The following is a 20,653-nucleotide window of genomic DNA, read 5'->3' on the forward strand; positions in this document are numbered from 1 at the left end:
GCTATTAAGGAGCTGCACATGGTTAACAAGCGTGGCAGGGACTCAAAGACCGGGGAGTTCATCCCTATCGACGAAGCAAAGCGGCGTCCCAACACTACAACGGTAGAGACGATCCCACTGCCGAAGAAACCAACGAAGCCAAAAAGTAAATAGCATCACCGTGGGGGTGTCGCTAGGCTCCCTCACGCCCTCAAGGACGACCCCCATGCCAGACAACTCAGAAGCCAACATCGCCACAGCAGACGTGCTGACCCTGTTGTTACACAACCAGCACGCCTTAGCCGCTGCAATCGAAGAAGTAGCCCTGTGGGCTAAAGCCAGCGGCTCAACGGAAGCCCATGGGAACGCCGTCACTGCATTGGAAACTCTCGATGCGAACGCATCCGCCATCACCGCTGGAATTCTCAAACTCCGGCAATAATCGCTATCAAAGAAGTAGACGTAACTGATAGCTCGATAGCCACCCGCCAATCACTATCAGATATCTATTGCAGATAGCTATGCGATTCAACTATCATTGATCTATCAAATTCAAGAGTAAAGGATAGTCCGCCATGAATGCCCACCTCTACCTCCGAGCATCAACGAAAGACCAAGACGCCAACCGTGCAAAAGTCGCCCTGGAGTTGTTCGCTGTCGAGAAGGGATTGAGCATCGTAGGCGCGTATGCCGAGAACATCAGCGGAACCAAGCTCAACCGTCCACAGCTGCTCGCCCTGCTCGATACCGCCAAGAATGGAGACGTGCTATTGGTTGAGTCTGTAGACCGCCTGAGTCGCCTCTCACAAGCTGACTGGGACACTCTCAAAGCCACCATCAAGTCCAAGGGGCTACGACTGGTTGTTGCTGATCTGCCCACCAGTCATATGCTGGTTGAAGCCAAAGGAATCACGGGACAAATCATGGATGTGATCAACAACATGCTGATCGACCTGATGGCAACCATGGCAAGGCTGGATCAAGAGAAGCGCGTGGAGCGCATCAAGCAGGGTTTGGAGAACAAGAAGGCTGCTGATCCTGATTGGAAGCCAGCAGGCAAAGGCAAGAATGCAGCCAAGTGGGCGGAGGTACAGGCTCTAATGCAGGAGCACCCAACCATGTCTGCTGACAAGATTGCCAAGTTGGCTGACTGTGGTGTTGCCACCGTTTACCGGATTAAGCGAGAAACAAAGGCTGCCTGATCCTGGCCTTAGCTATGTCATCCTGCTCGGGTTATGCGGGGCTTCGCCCCCAACTTATTTTAGAAAAGCTTCGATTTTCATTTGCCTACCCTCGCACAGGGCTAAGCACCTCAGGCAAAACCGTCAGATTATTTTTCCGGTCGAAAAACCAAACGACTATCGAAGAGCACCGGAAATTTTGGCGGGGGCATGGGTTAAGGAAAATTGCCGCTCCGTCAGAAGTGTTCGCACCAACCAAGAAACGCTTCGTCATTACTCAAGAAGATGAAAGGCTTTTTGGCACTATCTTCGTACTCATTGACGGTCAACGCATAGATGCTTGAACCGACTCCAGCCCCCTGATCCTTCCGCATGGTCGCTACGGCCTTGTAGCTATTCTCAGTCGATCCGTAGTCAATGACTTGTGGGTCGGTTACATAAGAATTCTTCAAGGCTCCTGCCATCAAGCCAGTCCGTCTTTCAACGGTGAATTGTTTGCCGATGTAGATTCGGTTTATCGGTTTCTCTTTTGCGGCGACGGTGCTTTCAATCGTGCAACGGTAGTCTTCCGCTGCCCATACATTCGTTGTCGCTGCCAGTGCGACCACTACCGCTATCCCTGCCTTCATACTCAACCCTTCTAAACTGACTCGCCAAGGAGCCATCAACACAGTTCAAATCGAACAGGATTGAATGGATATTGACTACATTCCCACACCCACTGCCTACAAGATCGAACAAGCTCTAGCTTGCCAACTGGATTAGGTATAAAGCACACATCCAGAAAATCGCCCAACTGCTGAACTATCGCCAAGTAATACGATTCACCATTCTGCCTAGCAACCGCCTCTTCATTACTTGTCAATGTAAATGGCTGCGACGGTGACGCTATCAACTTGACTTCAACAAAAATCTTTCTTCCCTCCTTATCAACACACTCAATATCATAGCCAAGATTTTGCCTACTCACATCATTAGCACTCCATCCTTTTGCAATGAATATATTTTTAACCTGTTCTTCTGCCCCCCTCCACTTTTTTAGACTCAAGGAAGATACCTGATTGAAAACAGAATCGACCGACCACTCTGAGTTCTTCTGAAGTTCACCTTCCAAGGAGTCAACTTTTTTTTCAGCAGTAGGAATGATTTTTGAAGCAGCACCCTGTTTAGTAAGGGCGCTCACCAGACGAGAAATACCTCCAGCCCCAGCGGTCTTTTCAACCACCATATCAATGAAAGCCTCATCCAACACTGACTCACACTCTTCAATCTGAGCTAAGGAAAGCTTTTTATTTCCAGACACCCAAACGGGCCAAGAAACATCTATATCGCTAACACTTACTTGCTTCGTATCAACCAGCCTAACCAACTCAGAAACTATCTCAGAACACCCGCCTTGCGAAATGCTCTCACTTACGAACGACTTTGATATGTCATTAACACCAACATCCTTAGCACCAAGATATCGCATTAATGCAGACGCCCCCTCGACACCTTCAATAGATCGAGGCATAGGCTCAAGACCACTCAACTTAGTCAATAACTCGAAGTCTAAAGAGTTAAGCCACGACGGACGCAGTACAAACATATCCAACCTACATACTTCTTGGAGATTCCTAAATAGCTCTGACTTAAATGACCTTTTCTGGTATTTATGCATCCTAGGGTCATCTAGAGGAAGAAGTGCTTTTAGCATTCCGATTGAATCAGGCATTGGCTTATCTAAAATAATATCATCCACCAAACCAGCCAATATCGCTGCTAACTCCGAAATCCCTTGATCTGTCCTATCATCAAAAACAACCCTAGTCCTTGAAGGGTCTGTGCTAATATCACTATTTAGCTTAACGCCAAGACCAGTGGACTCATTAGTAGGCAGAAATGCATGGACTACAGCGCCACTTTCAGGAAGCCGCTCAATCACCTCGCTAACGGGGTCTTGATAAAAAGCAACTGAAGCCCCCTGATTACCCACAACAATCCAATTAGATGCCTCACGTTCTGAACTGATCTGTACCAGTCGCACCGCCCTGTCCCACTCCTCTCTACCGACCACGTAGGATTCTACAGCCCCCGCAACAAGGTTTAACTTTTGAATATTCCTCAAAAACAATAGAGACGTAGCATCAAAATTCAGAAACTCATTATCTATCGCACTTGCAGCAAAATCACCAAATACGAAAAATGTCACATACCCATCTTTTCGGAGCATCTCAATTTCAGGCATAACAGCCTGGCGAGTTGCACTATCCAACTCATGCGGTATCCGTATAAGCGGAACTCGACTAGCTTGAGGAACCGCCCTAGCTGTCAAATCTCTAGAGAAAGTAGCCTCCAGTCCATCACTAATAATATGAACCACATCAGCCAAGCCAACTACCGATTTAAACCCTATTCCTCGATAGCCAATACTACTTCCACGAGATTTTGTAGATGACGCACTCCTACAAATAGACTCAAAATCTTTTACTGTAAATGGATTTCCATTATTTGCAACTATCAAGTGATCATGAATTTTCTTTACAAGAAAGCTCGTAGCCTTTGCATCATCAGCATTCTGAAGCAACTCTATAAACGATCGAGAGTCATAGCTTTCAGCCACATATTTTTCTAGACCTGCCAAATCAGAAAGCAGATGAGGGGAACGCTGTGCTTCTTCAAGCAAAGGCAAACGAACTTCCTGTAACATTTAATCACCCTTTCTTCGGATAAACTCTGATTTTAGAAATATTTTTAACCGAAAGACTCAGTGACTCACTGAAAGCCTCAAACCCAAAAAATGATTCACTATAATAATAACGAGTATCCGTACCAACAACACGATCCGACTGATCATAAACCGCGATAACTACGGTTACGTCATCCTTCAACTCTGCACCATTAGAAGCATGTATCTCTCCATGTACTTGTAGTGAAATATAGTCATCATCAGCTTCCAAGAAGGCAGACATCCCCTGAAATCTAACTCCAACTCGCTCTTCAAAAGCCTCAACCCGTTCAATCTTTGATGTCAAATCGACTGTTGCCACAAGCCTTGCTCCTATGCACTTTTGGTTGAACAACACTATAGACCACACAAACTGTTAATACGGCTAATTTTCAGACCGATTACACATTTCGAACAAGCTTAATACAGCCCGCTGTTTGCATGCGATTCTGCCAGTTACGATTCGTCCAGTACGTACCCGTCAAAACCGTTCCGCTTTTAACCCGAAGCTTTGCACCGCCTTGAAACGAGCTTACGTCAGTTTCGAGAGGCTTAACAACCTCACTTTCAAAAACGTAGTAAAGCACATACGAACCGAATATCTCATCTTTTAGAATACGAGACAACACAACATGACTAGTCGAATATTCGTCATCAGAAATCATTGACATTGAAAAGTGAAAAACCGACATGGCAATTTCAAATCTCAGTATTTTTGAAAGTGACTGACCATCAACTCCTTTGAACTGAAAGTCAGCGACCCACCCTCCACGTAAATCTGGACCAACATATTTATTCAAAATACTAGAAAGGACTGGCACCGACCAAAGAGACATACCAAAAAATCTAAAAAACAAATAGATAAAAGTCCAATAAGCAGTCAAAAGAGATACGAATTTTGAAATACTGTTTACAGTGGCAATTTCATACTTAACATCAGGAACGCTAATATTAAAAAACGGATAAGCCAAAACAAATATTGCGGTAAACAAAGCAACAATAGTTGACTTTGTTTTCATAGATAACAAATCCCACATTAGCGACCCCCCTTATAAATTCTTCTTCTAATTGGATTTTTTACGGGCCTATTGTAGGGCTGGATATTTACTTTAACCTTCCCAACACCAAGTACCTGTCCTCGATATACCACTGTAGCATCCATATAGTGAACGCCTGTATAAGCACAATTTCGCGATATTTCTGCACTGATACCCAGAGGTGTATTATGCCCAAGATCATTAGAGTCCGCCGCATCTCCCCCTTGGTTACGAACAATCCAAGTTATACTTGCATCAGGATGATATTCATCAAAGTTAAACACCCTAAACGAAAGCGATTCATTCTTATAACAAATCACTGACGAAGTCACTTCAGAAGACAACAAAATACCTTTCGAATCGTAATGCCTAACCTCTGTAAAAGCAGGCGATGTAACTGCTGGCAGGCCCGTTTTCCCGCCAGCAATTGCAGCTTCGTTTATCGGCGGCAGCATATGACCGAATATACGTTCCCAGAGATAAAATGATGCGAATGCATCCTCCACCCTCATTGCAGAATTACTGATGTCTTCAAGCTCCAGCAAATGCGGACGCCAATAGTCAATATCAGCCTTTGAAAACGATAGAATATCCGACCCGGTAAGTGGATTAATTACACTTTCAGACTCTAAAATACAATTTACAATCTCTTGTGCAGCTCTGGCAAAATCCGATTCATCATCAGAAGAACCTATAAGCTCTATAAATTCTACAACGAGAATCGTCAATGCCATAGATGACAATGGTTTAGCAAGCGATGAGTTCGCCTTCAGCGAAGCCCATGCCTTGAGATATTTTATAACACGTCGAACGATTGGTCGCTGAGAAACACCGACGCTATTATCAAACCAGTCTTGAAAACCTTTTGGATCACTATGTTCCCAACCATTTTCTGTTGCCAAAACCACAGTATCATTTTGAGAGTTAAAATAATACAGTGGCATATCAATGTGAAAATCGCCAGAAAACACAACTCGCTCGCAACGCTCTTTTACTTCGTCAGGCACACGTGCACTGGAATCAAACTGACAATAATCAACTATCGCATCATGCAAATCAGATTTAATATCAACGGCATCAATACCCGACTCATCACCTTCCCCAATCAAATAGAGACCAACATCAATATCAAACTCCTCGAACTTTGATGCAGGCCTAATCAAAGTATGATTCTTTAGAGAACCTTGTATCCAATGCCTGACTTCAATATCAAAAACCTCAGAAAGCTTTGGCTTTACAAACCCCAATAAAGCATCTCGCCCTTCACGCGCAGTTTTTAACTGCTTATCTGAAAGAGATATCCGTGAAAATAGGGTATTTTGATTATCTGAATCATAGAAAAGCGTTGAACAACCACCCATTATGTTTGCTCCATGCAGTGCCGTTATATTCCATCATCCGTCATGCTAAACCCAGACGTTGGAACCTAAGCAGAGAAAGCCTAAGTGGGAGATAACATCTCAGAGTCTAGTAAAAAATTCCATCACTGCGTGCCCAAGAAAAAAAAATGCTCACAGTCACATTCCGTTGATAGACGCGTTTTCACCTCATCACACCATTGGCAAAACTCAAAGACTGTTAGCTGCTGTGAGCCCGATTGGAAAGTGAAGCTGTTGTTCCTTGCCCTAGCATCCAACAGCAGTGATCCACGGCGTAGCGATGGTGCGGCTCGCCCAACGACCTATGTAGATGCAACCGCCGCCGCTATCCCCGCCTTCATGATGACTCTCTTAATTTGTGATGGCACGATGTTATCGGGCTCCGAAGCTCGATGCCAGATAGGCAAAAACTCAGAATCGGACTAACGGCAGATATCAAGGAGATGTGTGGGCGAAACGAGGAAGAAGCGGAACTGCGGAGGGATTGAAGCACGTGAAGAAAATGCGGAGCGGCGAGTAGTACAATTGAGTAGTACAACCGAAAAGCAAAAAGCCCCGCAAACCATTGATTTGCGGGGCTTTTCTAAATGTGGCGGTGAAGGAGAGATTCGAACTCTCGATACAATTTCTTGTATACACACTTTCCAGGCGTGCTCCTTAAGCCACTCGGACACTTCACCGTATCTCGTCAAACAAGTTCTGTCTGTCGAGGCGCGCTAATGTAGTCGAAACCTTTTCCGATGGCAAATTTTTTTTGCAGAATTTTCATGCGCTTAGCGTTTTAGTCATTCCGGTGGGTTGCTGCCCATGGCAAACCTGCCAATCTCCGGCTTCGTGCCCTCTTCTATATAGAGGGGAATGCGCGGCGGGTGTGGCGGGCCACGCTTGTCCGGCGGGGAAAGGGTGACTGGCGGGTCAGTCACAGCGCTTTACCTGACGTGCCGCGATGGGTAACGTCTGCCTCAACTTTCATACAAGGAATAGCGTCATGAGTGAGTTGATTTCCTACCATCTCGAAGACGGYATCGCGACCCTGACCTTGAGCAATGGCAAGGTCAATGCCATCTCKCCCGACGTGATTGYYGCGTTTAACGCTGCGCTGGATCRRGCGGTRRCKGATCGKGCGGTGGTGATCATTACCGGTACGCCGGGGATTCTGTCGGGTGGTTATGACTTGAAGGTGATGACGTCCGGCCCTAAAGAAGCGGTGGCGTTGGTCACTGCTGGTTCGACCCTGGCCCGTCGCCTGCTGTCGCACCCGTTCCCGGTAATTGTGGCGTGCCCTGGGCATGCCGTGGCCAAGGGTGCGTTCCTGCTGTTGTCGGCGGATTACCGCATTGGTGTCGATGGGCCGTTCAGCATTGGTCTGAACGAAGTGCAGATCGGCATGACCATGCACCACGCCGGTATCGAGATCGCCCGTGATCGCCTGCGCAAGTCGGCGTTCCACCGCTCCGTGATCAATGGTGAGATGTTTAACCCGCAGAGCGCCGTGGATGCCGGTTTCCTCGACGTGGTGGTGTCGGCCGAAGAGTTGCAAGGTGCAGCGCTGGCGGCGGCTCGTCAGTTGAAGAAGATCAACATGACCGCGCACAAGAACACCAAGCTGAAAGTACGCAAGGCGTTGCTGGAGACGCTGGACAACGCGATCATCCTGGACCAGGAGCATATGGGTTAAGCCCAAACTTGCTGCACCGAAAAGCCCGACCGTCGTGTCGGGCTTTTTCTTACGCACTGCGTTGAAAAGTCTGCAACCGCTCTAGGCCGCAGCTGACCAATAAGTCAGAAACATGCTCACAAACATCGCCTTTCTCCCCCCTTTAGCGGCAATTGCCGAAAACAGTGCACATCCGTACACTGCGCCACCTTTTGTCCCGGTGGGGCCTGCAAATGCTGTTTGTGTTTCGTATGTTCTTGATGGGCCTGCACTTTATTCTGGCCGGTGTGCTTGGGGTGATTCTAGGCCTGTGTCGCCCGTTCAACCCGGACAACAGCCGTTTGTGCGCACGCCTGTATGCGTGGCCGGCGATGTGTATTTTGCGTTTACGAGTGAAGACCGATGTCGCGCCATTGATGAACAAGCCTGACAGCTGCGTCATCGTCGCTAATCACCAGTCCAACTACGACTTGTTTGTGTTCGGCAATGTGGTGCCCCGCCGCACCGTGTGCATCGGCAAGAAAAGCCTTAAGTGGGTGCCGCTGTTCGGGCAACTGTTCTGGCTGGCCGGTAACGTGTTGATCGACCGCGGCAATGCGCAAAAGGCGCGCCAGTCGATGTTGACCACCACGCGCACCTTGCAGCATGAAGACACTTCGATCTGGGTCTTCCCGGAAGGCACGCGCAACCTTGGCGAAGAGTTGCTGCCGTTCAAGAAAGGCGCGTTCCAGATGGCGATCGCTGCCGGTGTGCCGATCGTGCCGGTGTGTGTCAGCAGTTACGTCAAACACATGCGTTTGAACCGCTGGCGCAGTGGGAAAATTCTGATTCGCTCGTTGCCGGCGATTCCGACAGCGGGATTGAGCCTGGACGACATGCCCATGCTGATGGATCAATGCCGCGAACAGATGCGCGAGTGCATCGCTTCGATGGATCGGCAACTGCAAGCCGCGTAAAAACAAACCCGCCTGGTGCGGGTTTTCTTTTGCCTGCGAGCTTTTCCCTTCGAACTCTGCAAAGTTCGCTCACTCTCAAGCAGCAGACAAGGCTAAGCTGAAGATTGCCTGCCACTGCCATCTGCTAATAAGAAGTGAACCTGAATCATGGGTAGAGTTGTTGCTGCTGCGGTTTACAGCGCCGGTAAGAGAGTCACCAATATCACCCTCGACGAAGGCGCTGCCTGGGCTGCAAAACCTGGTCACTTTGTCTGGATCGGCCTTGAAGAACCGAACGCCCAGGAACTGGCCAATCTGCAACGCCAGTTCAACCTGCATGAACTGGCCATCGAAGATGCCCTGGAAAAGCACAGCCGACCGAAGCTCGAAACGTTCGGTGATGCACTGTTTATTGTCACGTATTCGCCGATTCGTAACGAAGGCAAACTGGAGTTCATCGAGACTCATATCTTTGCCGGCAACGGTTACATCATTACTGCACGCAATGGCCACTCGGCGTCCTACGCCTATGTCCGACAGCGTTGTGAGGCGCGCCCCCTGTTACTTGAGCATGGGGAAGACTTCGTCCTCTATGCCCTCCTCGATTTCGTGATTGAAAACTACCAGCCGATGGGCGAAGCGATCCATGCCGAGATCGATGAGCTGGAACACAACGTGTTGTTGTGCGGTGCGCTGAATGAACGTGACATCCAGAAACTTCACGGCCTGCGCCGGGACGTATTGCGCCTGCGTCGTTATGCGGCGCCGATGGTGGAGATCGGTGAGGAGCTGCAGAAGCTGAGCTTCCCGTTCATCGACAAGACCATGCGCCCGTACTTCCGTGATGTGCAGATTCACGTGACGCGGCAGATGGAAGACCTGACAACCCTGGCAGACATTGCCAGCCAGACGATTGAGATTGGAGTGCTGCTGGAAGCTTCACGCCAGAGCGTGGTGCAGCGCAAGTTTGCGGCGTGGGCGGCGATTTTGGCGTTCCCCACGGCGGTGGCCGGGATTTACGGGATGAACTTCCAGAACATGCCGGAGCTGGCGTGGCAATACGGGTACTTTGGGGTGCTGGGGTTTATTGTGGTGGGGTGTACAGGGTTGTGGGCGAGTTTCAAGAAGTCGGGGTGGCTTTAGTCAATACCGAGTCGCCTGTGACAATCGCGAGCAGGCTCGCTCCCACAGGGGATCTCCAGTGTGGGCGAGCCTGCATGTTTTTGCTTTAAACCGTTTCTGTTTTGTGCGCCACAAACCGCATCATCCACTCCGCAACCGTAGCGCCATGATGCTCATGCTCAAGGCTGGCCACGCCTTTGGAGTAGATTTGCTCGCCCAACGCTTGTTGACGGATATCCAACAGCGCGCGCGAATAATCGTGAATGAACTCCGGATGCCCCTGGAAGCACAGCACCTGATCGTTGATGTGGTAAGCGGCGAACGGGCAGAAATCGCTGGAAGCGATGACCGTGGCGTTTTCCGGTAGCGAGGTCACCTGATCCTGGTGGCTTATCAACAAGGTCAACTCTTCCCTGACCGGGCTCATCCACGGCGCCTTGGCGGCGAGTTTGTAGCTATGGGTGCCGACGCCCCAGCCTTGGGTTGCACGTTCGCTTTTGCCACCCAGCAACAGCGCCAGCAACTGATGGCCGAAACACACGCCCAACAGTTTGTCGCCGCGCTCGTAGCGGGTCAGCAGGTAGGTCTTGAGGGTTTCGATCCACGGGTCGGTGCCGAAGGAATCGGCCTTGCTGCCCGTCACCAGGTAGGCGTCGAACGTCAGGTCGTCGCTTGGGTATTCGCCCTGCACCACGTTATAGACGGTGAACTCGGCCGCGATAGGCTGCTGCGAAAACAGCTGTTTGAACATCTGCCCGTAGCCCTGATATTGGTCGACCAATTCCGGACGCAGGTGGTCGGTTTCCAGAATGCAGATGCGTAACGACATAAAAAATACCTGACGCGTGATGGGAATAATGCACACCCCAGAGCCTGCCTCGAAACACCGTTCCAAGGCAAGCCCCGCGAAGCGTCACCGGTCCCTTAAAACGCCTCCCCTTTAGCGGCTTTTTCCAGCAACAAGGCCGGCGGATTGAAGCGCTCGCCATACTGCGCCGCCAGGTATTGGGCGCGGGCGACGAAGTCTTGCACGCCGTACTGATTGATGAATTGCAAAGCACCGCCGGTCCAGGCCGCAAAACCGATGCCGAAGATCGAGCCGACGTTGGCGTCTGCCGTCGACATCAACACGCCCTCCTCCACACAGCGCACGGTCTCGATGGCTTGCACGAACAGCAGGCGATCACGCACATCCTTTGGCGAAATCTGCCCGTCAGGCTTCTCGAAGCGGCTTTTCAGCTTCGGCCATAAATGTTTCTGGCCGGCGGCCGGGTATTCATAGAAACCGCCTCCTGCCGCTTTACCGGGCCGTTTGTATTCGTTGAGCAGCAAGTCAATCACAGCAAACGCCGGGTGTTCAATCAGCGGTTTCCCTTCTGCTTGCAGGTCTTTGGCCGTTTGCTGGCGGATATGGCTCATGAGGCTGAGGGAAACTTCGTCAGAGATCGCCAGAGGCCCGATGGGCATACCAGCCTTTCGTGCTTCGGTTTCGATCATCGGCGCGCTGACACCTTCGCCGAGCATGGCGATGCCTTCGTTGGTGAAAGTGCCGAACACCCGTGAAGTAAAGAAACCGCGACTGTCGTTGACCACAATCGGGGTTTTTTTGATTTGCAGGACGAAATCGAACCCGCGAGCCAGAGTTTCGTCGCTGGTGTGGGCGCCTTTGATGATTTCCACCAACGGCATTTTTTCCACAGGACTGAAGAAATGCAGGCCGATGAACTTGGCCTGATCCGGCACCGCAGTGGCCAGTCCGCTGATCGGCAAGGTCGAGGTGTTAGAGGCGATCACGGCATCCGGGCCGACGACTTTTTGCGCGGCCGAGGAGACCTTGGCTTTGAGTTCACGATCTTCGAATACTGCCTCGATAATCAAGTCGCAACCGGCCAGGTCCGCATCGCTTTCGGTGGTGCGGATCCGCGCCAGGATCGCCTCACGCTGCTGCGCAATCATTTGGCCGCGCGCGACTTTCTTGTCCAGCAGCGCTGCCGAATGGGCCTTGCCCTTCTCTGCTGCCGCCAGGGTGATGTCCTTGAGCACCACCTCGATGCCCGCCGATGCGCTGACAAACGCGATGCCCGCGCCCATCATCCCGGCGCCGAGCACCCCGACTTTTTGCGTCACGTAAGGCGCAAAACCTTGCGGCCGTGACCGACCGGCATTGATCTCGTTGAGCTGGAACCAGAACGTGCCGATCAGGTTTTTCGAGATTTGGCCGGTGGTCAATTCTGTGAAGTAACGGGTTTCAATCAGGTGCGCGGTGTCGAAATCCACCTGAGCACCTTCAACCGCCGCGCAGAGAATTTTCTCCGGCGCGGGCATGCAGCCCTGGGTTTTGCTGCGCAGGATCGACGGCGCGATGGCAAGCATTTGCGCGACTTTCGGGCTGGACGGTGTACCGCCCGGGATCTGATAACCCTTCACGTCCCAGCGCTGAATCGCCGTTGGGTTGGCCAGAATCCAGGCCCGTGCCTTGCTCAGCAGTTCTCCAGGATCTTTCGCCAACTCGTCGATCAATCCGGCCTGCAACGCCTGTTGTGGTCGGACTTTTTTGCCTTCGAGCAGGTACGACAAGGATTTCTCAATCCCCAGCATCCGCACCATGCGCACCACCCCGCCGCCGCCCGGCAACAGGCCAAGGGTGACTTCCGGCAGGCCGAGTTGCACGGACGGATTGTCCAGCGCCACGCGGTAATGGCACGCCAGACAGATTTCCCAGCCGCCGCCCAATGCTGCGCCGTTAATCGCGGCCACCACCGGTTTGCCGAGGGTTTCCAGGGTGCGCAATTGGCCTTTGAGCGTCAGCACCATGTCGTAGAACGCTTTGGCTTCGGGTTTGCCGACTTTGATCAGTTCATTAAGGTCGCCGCCGGCGAAGAACGTCTTCTTCGCCGAAGTGATGATGACCCCGGCAATGCTGTCTTTTTCAGCGACCAGACGGGCGACGCAGGCGGCCATGGCTTCGCGGTAGACCGCGTTCATGGTGTTGGCGCTCTGGCCTGGCATGTCGATGGTCAGGACGACGATCTGATCCTGACCTTTTTCGTAACGGATGGCTTCAGTCATGAACATGTTTCCTTGAAAGTCGGGGGCTCAGAGGCGTTCGATGATGGTGGCAATGCCCATGCCGCCGCCGACACACAGGGTCGCGAGGCCATAGCGCAGGCGTCGGGTTTCCAGCTCATCGAGCAGCGTGCCGAGAATCGCGCATCCCGTGGCGCCCAGCGGATGGCCCATGGCGATGGAACCGCCGTTTACGTTGACCTTGTCCGGGTCGATGGCCATGTCCTTGATGAATTTGAGCACCACCGAGGCAAACGCTTCATTGACTTCAAACAGGTCGATGTCTTCGACCCGCAGGCCGGCCTTGGCCAGAGCTTTACGGGTGGCCGGCGCGGGGCCGGTGAGCATGATGGTCGGGTCGGTGCTGGTGACCGCCGTGGCGACGATCCGCGCCCGTGGCTGCAAGCCCAGCGCCCGCCCCTTGGCTTCGGAACCGATCAGCATCAGCGCGGCGCCATCGACGATCCCGGAACTGTTGCCCGGCGTGTGAACGTGATTAATCCGTTCGACATGGCTGTAGACGCGCAACGCCGTGGCATCGAAGCCCATTTGCCCCATCATCTCGAAGCTCGGTTTGAGCTTGCCCAAGCCTTCCAAGGTGGAGTCGGCGCGAATGAACTCATCGTGATCGAGCAAGATGATGCCGTTCTGATCCTGCACCGGCACCAGTGACTTGTTGAACGAACCGCTCGCCCGCGCCCGCGCTGCTTTCTGTTGCGAGTGCAGCGCGTAGGCATCGACGTCCTGGCGGCTGAAACCTTCAAGGGTGGCGATCAGGTCTGCGCCTACGCCTTGCGGGGTGAAATGGCTGTGCAGATTGGTTTCCGGGTCCAGCGCCCAGGCCCCGCCGTCACTGCCCATTGGCACGCGGGACATCGACTCGACACCGCCGACCACCACCAGATCTTCGAAACCGGAACGCACCTTCATCGCGCCGAGGTTCACCGCCTCAAGACCCGAAGCGCAAAAACGGTTGATCTGCACACCTGCGACGCTGACGTCCCAATCCGCCACTTGGGTCGCGGTCTTGGCGATATCGGAGCCTTGATCACCAATGGGCGTCACGCAGCCCAGCACGACATCATCGACCTGGCTGGTATCGAGCGAGGTGCGCTGTTGCAGCGCCGTGAGCAACCCGGCCACCAGATTGACCGGTTTGACGCTGTGCAAGGCGCCATCGGCCTTGCCTTTGCCGCGGGGCGTGCGTAACGCATCGAATATCAAAGCTTGGGTCATGACGTCCTCGAACCTGGGCGGTGAGTAAATACTGAGCGCTCACTCTTATGCCGAGCCGCCGCGGATTCAATGACCGCAGCGCTCACAGACGTTGACGGACACGCTCAGACGGACGGTAGTGAGCAATGGGATTAACCGTTTCAGGACACGGAGCTGTCTAGCAAAAGGGCGCCCAAGAAGCTGGCAATAGGCCTCATGTCTTTTTTATAGCTTTTTATGGAATACCCATACGAAATGGATCTAAACCACGGGTGACGCGGGCTCTAAGGTGAAGTGTACGAAGTTGTCGTCGGGTTTTGCCGAGGCGCTCGTCTGACAGGAAGTGCAACGCTCTGCCGTCATGGAGATATGCAGGCAGGCATCAGGAAATAACAAAAAAGGCGGTCAAGCCATGTTCAAACATTCGAAAGTACGTCAAGCCGGGCTCATTCTTTTCGCTACCACGCTGTTGTTGATTTTGCCGAATCTGACCAAGGTGATTGGCTAGTCGGGAAAAAATACGGCGTCAGGTATTTATATCGTCATTTTAAAAATGTGACTGGCTCGCTACCCGAGCCAGCGTGGGTGTGCCAACCTTTGTGGCACCTTCACGACATGGATGGCGATCTATTGAAAACGCTCACTCTGATCGGGGCCTTGCTGCTCAGCACGCCTCTGTTTGCCGCACAGCTGAACCTGGAGCTGGGCGCGAGCAGTCGCACCTGGCAGACCGAGGAACTGCTCAAGCACCCGCAACTCCAGACCCTGCGCATTGCCGACGACGTTTCCTACAAACGAGACATGAGCTATCAAGCGGTGCCGCTGGCGGCGTTGTTGACCGGCATCAAGCCTGCTGACCATCTACAAGCCGTGGCGCTGGACGGATTTGCCGCCGAACTGGCCGCTGCACCGTTGCTCAACACCCAAGGTGCGCAGGCATGGTTGGCGATTGAAGACCCGGCCAAACCGTGGCCAGCGTTGTCTGAAGGCAAGCCGAGTGCCGGGCCGTTTTATCTGGTCTGGACGAATCCTCAAACAGGCAATATCAGCCCCGAGCAATGGCCGTACCAGGTCGCCAGCATCAAGCGCATGGCGCCGGTGGCCGAACGCTTCCCTGCCCTGCTGCCGGATCCGGCCTTTAAAGCGGACGATCCGGTCAATCTAGGTTTTGCGCTGTTTCAGAAGAACTGCCTGGCGTGCCATCGACTGAACGGCGCCGGAGATGCGCAATTCGGGCCGGATCTGAATATTCCGTATAACCCGACCGAGTATTTTGGGGCGGACTTCCTGAAGCGGTATATCCGTGATCCGCAAAGCTTGCGCCAGTGGCCGCAGGCGAAGATGCCGGGGTTTACCGCGCAGGTGTTACCGGAGCGGGATCTGGAAATGCTGGTGGGGTATTTGAAGCATATGGCCGGGCGCAAGGTTAAGCCCTGACCCTGAATCCATGTCGGAGCGAGCCGGCTCCGGGCGGCGTTCCGACGATGGCGGTGTGTCAGTCACAGGTTTGCTGACTGGAAGACCGCTATCGCGAGCAGGCTCGCTCCCACAGGTTTTTGTGGTGCGGCAGATTATTGCTGTTGGACAGAGATAACCGGCATCGGCGTTGGCGACACAAACACCTTCGCATGCATCTGCTCGCAGCCGCCGCCCCGGCGCATTCCGCGTACCGGGCAGGCATCCAGGTAATCCAGGCCCACGGCCAGTTTCAAGTGACGCTCCGGTCGGGCCAGTTCATTGGTCACGTCAAAACTGTACCAGGCGTCATCGAGCCAGGCTTCCGCCCAGGCGTGACTGGCCAGGTGTTCGCTGTTCTCGCTGTACAGATAACCCGACACATAACGCGACGGAATGCCCAGGCTGCGCGCGCAGGCGAGAAAGGCATGGGTGTGGTCCTGACAGACGCCTGAACGCCCGGCGAAGGCCTGAGCCGCGCTGGTGTCGACTTCGGTTGCGCCGGGCGTGTAGGTCATGTGCTGGTTAAGGCCATGCATCAAGTCGATCAGCGCGGTGCGATCCCGACGTGTTTTGCATTCCTTTTGCGCGAACGCTCGCAACGCTTCGTCGGGCTCGGTCAGGCGCGTGAAACGCAGGAACGGCAGCGCCGACTGGCTTTCATGCTCGGCTTCGCGCAGTTCGTCGATATCGACCTGACCACGGGCGCCGATGATGATCGCCTCATGCGGCTCGTCCATGGTCAGCACGTGCAATATGTTGCCGAACGGATCGAGTTGCGCGCGTACCGGGCGCGGCAGGTCGAGCTGCCAGCTGAGCACGTGCTGACGCTCGCTGTCGTGGGGTGTCAGTCGCAGGTACTGGATGCTCGCCCGCACCTGATCTTCATAGTGATAGGTGGTTTCGTGGCTAATGGAAAGTCTCATGCAGCCTCCAGGTAAGAACTGTGAATGGCGTTGCCCAACTGGCGCACCAGCGGGATGAACTCGGTCAGCCAGGCGTGCAGGCCTTCGTCGAGAATTTCGTTGATGCCGGTGTAGCGCAGGCGCGCGTCTATCTCAGCGGCCAGGCGTTGTGCCGGACGGCCGTTGGCCCCCGGCAAACTGGCGAGGATCTGGTCGATTTCCTCGGTGCAGGCGCGCAGGGAGCGCGGCACATCGGCCCGCAGCAACAGCAACTCAGCCACATGCCGGGCACCGGGGGCGTCGCGGTAGATCTCGGTGTACGCCTCGAACGACGACAGCGCACGCAGCAATGCGCTCCACTGATAATAGGCGTGCGCCGTACTGTCACTGACGGTTTCAGCTTGATCGCCGGCCATTTCGTAGCGAGCGTCGAGCAGGCGCAGCGTGTTGTCAGCCCGTTCGATAAATGTTCCCAGACGAATGAAGCGGAACGCATCGTTACGCATGATGGTGCCGTAGGACGCGCCCCGAAACAGGTGGGAACGTTCCTTGATCCATTCGCAAAAACGGCTCATGCCGTAGCGGCTCAAACCCTGTTCGGCGATCCCGCGAATCTCCAGCCAGGTGGCGTTGATGTTTTCCCACATGTCGGCGGTGATTCGCCCACGCACCGCATGGGCACTGGCCCGAGCGGCGCCGAGGCAGCTGTAGATGCTCGCCGGGTTGGCCGCGTCCAGGGCGAAAAAGTGCAGCAGCCGTTCGGCATGCAACTCGCCGTGGCGCTCCAGGTAATCATCCAGGGTGCCGGTGATCAGCAGCGGCATGGCGAGTTCGTGCAGCCCGTCACCGCGACCATCCTGTGGCATCAGCGACAGCGAATAACTGATGTCGAGCATCCGTGCGAGGTTTTCCGCTCGCTCCAGGTAACGCGACATCCAATACAAATCCGAGGCAGTTCTACTTAGCATGGCAAGCTTCCTTCAATCCTCGACCACCCAGGTGTCCTTGGTTCCGCCACCCTGGGATGAATTCACCACCAGAGAGCCTTCACGCAGGGCGACACGGGTCAAACCGCCGGGCACAACCCGGGTTTCGCGGCCAGACAATACAAACGGACGCAGGTCGATGTGGCGTGGGGCGATGCCGTTTTCGACAAAGGTCGGACAGGTCGACAGGGACAACGTCGGTTGTGCGATGTACGCGTGCGGCTTGGCTTTGATCCGCGCGCGAAACGACTCGATTTCCGCCGCCGTCGCCGCTGGCCCGACCAGCATTCCGTAACCGCCGGAGCCCTGGGTTTCCTTGACCACCAGATCGGGAAGATTGGCCAGCACGTGGGACAGTTCAGATGGATTGCGGCACTGAAACGTCGGCACGTTTTTCAGGATCGGTTCTTCGTCGAGGTAGAAACGGATCATGTCGGTGACAAACGGGTACACCGACTTGTCGTCCGCGACTCCGGTGCCGATGGCATTCGCCAGCACCACATTGCCGGAGCGGTACGATGACAGCAGGCCCGGAACGCCCAGCATCGAATCCGGATTGAACGCCAGCGGGTCGAGGAATGCATCGTCGAGGCGACGGTAGATCACATCGACGGCTTTCGGCCCGTCTGTGGTGCGCATGAACACCTTGTCATCGCGCACGAACAGGTCTGCGCCTTCCACCAGTTCAACGCCCATCTCCCTGGCCAAAAAGGCATGCTCGAAAAACGCGCTGTTGAAGCGACCCGGCGTTAGCACCACCACGCTCGGATTGTCGATCGGACTGGAGCTTTTCAGGGTATCCAGGAGCAAATTCGGATAGTGATCGATGGGGGCAATGCGTTGCGCCGCGAACAGTTCGGGAAACAGCCGCATCATCATCTTGCGATCTTCGAGCATGTAGCTCACGCCGCTGGGTGTACGCAGGTTGTCTTCGAGCACGTAGTACGTGCCGTCGCCGTCGCGCACCAGATCGACGCCAGAGATGTGCGAATAGATATCCCGATGCAGATTCAGCCCTTGCATCGCCAACTGGTATTGCTCGTTGGCCAGCACTTGCTCGGCAGGAATGATGCCCGCCTTGATGATGCGCTGCTCGTGATAGAGGTCGGCAAGGAACATGTTCAATGCCTTGACCCGCTGAATGCAGCCGCGCTCGACGACCCGCCATTCACTGGCAGGGATGCTGCGAGGGATTGTATCGAAGGGAATCAGGCGCTCTGTCCCCTGCTCGTCCCCATAGAGCGTAAAAGTAATCCCGGCGCGATGAAACAACAGATCGGCCTCGCGTCGCCGTTGTGCCAAAAGTTCGTCAGGCGTTTCGGCCAGCCAACGGGCAAACTCCCGATAATGCGGGCGGACCTGGCCGCCGGCATCGTACATTTCATCAAAATAGGTGCGGATCATGCCGTACTCCTTGTCACCCGGACACCTAGGCTTCGCAAGGCCCGTGCCATCGGCATAAACGCTTTGATATCAATCAGTTGGAAATCAACACCGTTAATACCGCACCAATCCCGTGCAGCAAACGCCCCAACTTGATTGCCCCCGCTTCATTGCAAGGCGACGTTGTCGCCTATCACCAGCATAGTCAGAGTTGATTTCACTGCCCGCCCGCCCGTGCGGATAATCCGCGCATTCGCTGGAAAACAGCCCGAACTTCCCTTTAGCCGCCTGCTCAGGCGGTTTTTTTTGCGCCGGATTCTTGTTTCAGGGTTTTGCCGGAAGGGTTTTGCCGGAAGGATTTTGCCGCCCCATAAACTAAAACGGCCAACCCGAAGGCCAGCCGTTAGTGCGTGTCACTGTTCATAAGATTATGCGAGTAGCCCTCGTACCTCCTGCTTGACGCCCCATCCTTCAATGATGCCGCCCAGAGGCTCGACCACGGCCTCAAAACATTGCTCGAAATCGCCGATGTCATCGTATGTGGCGTACATGACTTTGCTCAGTTCGAGCGCCCATGCGCCGTCGTCGCGCACACTGATTTGCGCATTCAAGGACTCACCACGGTAATGACCTGCTGCTCTGCGGGCCCGCTCCTCGTCGGGGAAAATGGCGTAGAACTCGATGGGATGGAATCTTGAAAAGTCGAAACCGCCTTCTTTCATGCGGCGCAGCACCGAGCTGCTGATGTCTTCTTGATAGGCTGTGCTCATGAAACGTCCCCCTCATAGTGATGGATAGACTTTCCGTATTCCCGGCACGCGCAACCGAGTGGTGCGAGCGATGCGGCAACCTCGTTGCCGGTGGGAAGCAAGCATGTAGCTGACAAGACCAGACCTTAGCGATCCATTCGCTGATCTCGATTGCAGAGTAGCCTCAAGAGAGAGCCGCTGCCAAGGACTGGATGAGAATGTGACAGGAGATGTTCAGATTGGCGTGATGCCGAGGATTTGTATGCTGTTCTGGGCTTTAAGACTTTTGACGGTCGCATCGGGAGTTCGCCCTTCCAGATCGTTCAGATCCAGTACGGCGGCGACAGGAAGGAGTCGGGCCTTGATGAGTTTGGCGGCGTGCTCGTTATCCGGGCATTCGTCGCACTCAAAGACTTCATCGACTGTTTCGCCGTGATCATCTACGAAAGTGATTTTCCACTTTTGCATCAGAGCCTCCTCGATAAAACCCATGGATGGGCTTACAAGCATCTGGACTTTTGCGCGGACTGTTCGTTCAACGGATTACTGCATTGGAGCCTGAAAAATACATGCCCCATGTAGGAGCCGAGCTTGCTCGCGAAAGCGGTGTATCAGCCGACATGTGTATTGACTGATACACCGCTTTCGCGAGCAAGCTCGGCTCCTACAGGGAATGGAGTCAGATCCGTACGTCAGCCCGCGGTCCGGTGATGGCCCAGATGATCAGCCCCAGCACCGGCAAGCACGCGATCAACACCACCCAGAGGACTTTCATCCCGGTGGTGGCGCCACTTTTAAACACGTTGATGATGGCCCAGATATCCAGCACGAAAATGATCAAGGCAATCAGGCTGTTGAACGTAGAACCCATGGTGACGCTCCCTAAGAGTGATTTTG

The 20,653-nt window shown here is 53.8% G+C and carries 20 protein-coding genes and 1 tRNA gene; 6 read left to right on the forward strand and 15 right to left on the reverse strand.

Annotated elements, in window-relative coordinates; genetic code table 11:
- Nucleotides 1–205 precede the first annotated feature (205 nt).
- Nucleotides 206–421, forward strand: a complete 216-nt coding sequence (locus AC1DWM_RS08215; RefSeq protein ID WP_477794978.1) for a hypothetical protein — start codon at nt 206–208, stop codon at nt 419–421.
- A 133-nt stretch (nt 422–554) separates the two neighbouring features.
- The gene (locus tag AC1DWM_RS08220) at nt 555–1,181 is read left to right on the forward strand and encodes a recombinase family protein (protein WP_477794979.1); all 627 of its coding nucleotides are present in this window, start codon (nt 555–557) and stop codon (nt 1,179–1,181) included.
- A gap of 215 nt (nt 1,182–1,396) precedes the next feature.
- On the opposite strand, the gene AC1DWM_RS08225 is transcribed toward AC1DWM_RS08220, so the two are convergent.
- From AC1DWM_RS08225 to AC1DWM_RS08250, 6 genes are all read right to left on the reverse strand, one after another.
- On the reverse strand, nt 1,397–1,789 hold the full coding sequence (locus AC1DWM_RS08225) for a hypothetical protein (RefSeq protein ID WP_477794980.1): 393 nt from the start codon (nt 1,787–1,789) through the stop codon (nt 1,397–1,399).
- A gap of 35 nt (nt 1,790–1,824) precedes the next feature.
- Nucleotides 1,825–3,849, reverse strand: coding sequence for a protein NO VEIN domain-containing protein (locus tag AC1DWM_RS08230; protein WP_477794981.1), 2,025 nt, complete (start codon nt 3,847–3,849; stop codon nt 1,825–1,827).
- Between the two features lie 4 nt (nt 3,850–3,853).
- The gene (locus AC1DWM_RS08235; protein ID WP_477794982.1) at nt 3,854–4,189 is read right to left on the reverse strand and encodes a hypothetical protein; all 336 of its coding nucleotides are present in this window, start codon (nt 4,187–4,189) and stop codon (nt 3,854–3,856) included.
- 79 nt (nt 4,190–4,268) lie between these two features.
- Nucleotides 4,269–4,904 carry a hypothetical protein gene (locus AC1DWM_RS08240; RefSeq protein WP_477794983.1) on the reverse strand — a complete coding sequence of 212 codons (636 nt, stop codon included), beginning with the start codon at nt 4,902–4,904 and terminating at the stop codon, nt 4,269–4,271.
- Nucleotides 4,904–6,265, reverse strand: coding sequence for a cyclic GMP-AMP synthase DncV-like nucleotidyltransferase (locus tag AC1DWM_RS08245; RefSeq protein ID WP_477794984.1), 1,362 nt, complete (start codon nt 6,263–6,265; stop codon nt 4,904–4,906). The genes AC1DWM_RS08240 and AC1DWM_RS08245 overlap by 1 nt, the downstream gene beginning before the upstream one ends.
- A gap of 608 nt (nt 6,266–6,873) precedes the next feature.
- Nucleotides 6,874–6,963, reverse strand: a tRNA-Ser gene (locus AC1DWM_RS08250).
- 308 nt (nt 6,964–7,271) lie between these two features.
- Here AC1DWM_RS08250 and AC1DWM_RS08255 point away from each other — a divergent pair.
- From AC1DWM_RS08255 to AC1DWM_RS08265, 3 genes are all read left to right on the forward strand, one after another.
- Nucleotides 7,272–7,961 carry a crotonase/enoyl-CoA hydratase family protein gene (locus tag AC1DWM_RS08255; protein ID WP_477794985.1) on the forward strand — a complete coding sequence of 230 codons (690 nt, stop codon included), beginning with the start codon at nt 7,272–7,274 and terminating at the stop codon, nt 7,959–7,961.
- A 212-nt stretch (nt 7,962–8,173) separates the two neighbouring features.
- A complete protein-coding gene (locus tag AC1DWM_RS08260) occupies nt 8,174–8,896 on the forward strand; it encodes a lysophospholipid acyltransferase family protein (protein ID WP_223518734.1) in 723 nt (240 codons plus the stop codon).
- A gap of 147 nt (nt 8,897–9,043) precedes the next feature.
- Nucleotides 9,044–10,018: a magnesium and cobalt transport protein CorA gene (locus AC1DWM_RS08265; RefSeq protein WP_223518732.1), complete on the forward strand. Its 975-nt coding sequence runs from the start codon at nt 9,044–9,046 to the stop codon at nt 10,016–10,018.
- An 85-nt stretch (nt 10,019–10,103) separates the two neighbouring features.
- On the opposite strand, the gene AC1DWM_RS08270 is transcribed toward AC1DWM_RS08265, so the two are convergent.
- The 3 genes from AC1DWM_RS08270 to AC1DWM_RS08280 all read right to left on the reverse strand — a co-directional run bounded on the left by AC1DWM_RS08270 (nt 10,104) and on the right by AC1DWM_RS08280 (nt 14,299).
- The gene (locus tag AC1DWM_RS08270; protein ID WP_477794986.1) at nt 10,104–10,826 is read right to left on the reverse strand and encodes an amidotransferase; all 723 of its coding nucleotides are present in this window, start codon (nt 10,824–10,826) and stop codon (nt 10,104–10,106) included.
- Between the two features lie 95 nt (nt 10,827–10,921).
- Entirely contained in the window at nt 10,922–13,066 is a 2,145-nt protein-coding gene (locus tag AC1DWM_RS08275; RefSeq protein WP_477794987.1) for a 3-hydroxyacyl-CoA dehydrogenase NAD-binding domain-containing protein, read from the reverse strand.
- Between the two features lie 27 nt (nt 13,067–13,093).
- Nucleotides 13,094–14,299 (reverse strand): acetyl-CoA C-acetyltransferase, encoded by a 1,206-nt coding sequence (locus AC1DWM_RS08280; protein ID WP_477794988.1) that lies wholly within the window; start codon nt 14,297–14,299, stop codon nt 13,094–13,096.
- Nucleotides 14,300–14,893: 594 nt separating this feature from the next.
- Here AC1DWM_RS08280 and AC1DWM_RS08285 point away from each other — a divergent pair.
- Entirely contained in the window at nt 14,894–15,715 is an 822-nt protein-coding gene (locus AC1DWM_RS08285; protein ID WP_223518724.1) for a c-type cytochrome, read from the forward strand.
- Nucleotides 15,716–15,849: 134 nt separating this feature from the next.
- Here the strand turns inward: AC1DWM_RS08285 and AC1DWM_RS08290 are convergent, their stop codons facing one another.
- The 6 genes from AC1DWM_RS08290 to AC1DWM_RS08315 all read right to left on the reverse strand — a co-directional run bounded on the left by AC1DWM_RS08290 (nt 15,850) and on the right by AC1DWM_RS08315 (nt 20,627).
- Nucleotides 15,850–16,659, reverse strand: coding sequence for a transglutaminase family protein (locus tag AC1DWM_RS08290; protein ID WP_223518722.1), 810 nt, complete (start codon nt 16,657–16,659; stop codon nt 15,850–15,852).
- The gene (locus AC1DWM_RS08295; RefSeq protein WP_223518720.1) at nt 16,656–17,606 is read right to left on the reverse strand and encodes an alpha-E domain-containing protein; all 951 of its coding nucleotides are present in this window, start codon (nt 17,604–17,606) and stop codon (nt 16,656–16,658) included. Before AC1DWM_RS08295 ends, AC1DWM_RS08290 begins: the two co-directional genes overlap by 4 nt.
- 12 nt (nt 17,607–17,618) lie before the next feature.
- Nucleotides 17,619–19,028 carry a circularly permuted type 2 ATP-grasp protein gene (locus tag AC1DWM_RS08300; RefSeq protein ID WP_223518718.1) on the reverse strand — a complete coding sequence of 470 codons (1,410 nt, stop codon included), beginning with the start codon at nt 19,026–19,028 and terminating at the stop codon, nt 17,619–17,621.
- Between the two features lie 407 nt (nt 19,029–19,435).
- On the reverse strand, nt 19,436–19,777 hold the full coding sequence (locus tag AC1DWM_RS08305; protein WP_223518717.1) for a ribonuclease E inhibitor RraB: 342 nt from the start codon (nt 19,775–19,777) through the stop codon (nt 19,436–19,438).
- A 213-nt stretch (nt 19,778–19,990) separates the two neighbouring features.
- Nucleotides 19,991–20,224 (reverse strand): hypothetical protein, encoded by a 234-nt coding sequence (locus AC1DWM_RS08310; RefSeq protein ID WP_223518716.1) that lies wholly within the window; start codon nt 20,222–20,224, stop codon nt 19,991–19,993.
- Nucleotides 20,225–20,435: 211 nt separating this feature from the next.
- Nucleotides 20,436–20,627: a PLDc N-terminal domain-containing protein gene (locus AC1DWM_RS08315; protein WP_223518714.1), complete on the reverse strand. Its 192-nt coding sequence runs from the start codon at nt 20,625–20,627 to the stop codon at nt 20,436–20,438.
- Nucleotides 20,628–20,653: the final 26 nt, after the last annotated feature.

This window comes from Pseudomonas sp. P4_C8 (assembly GCF_056401975.1).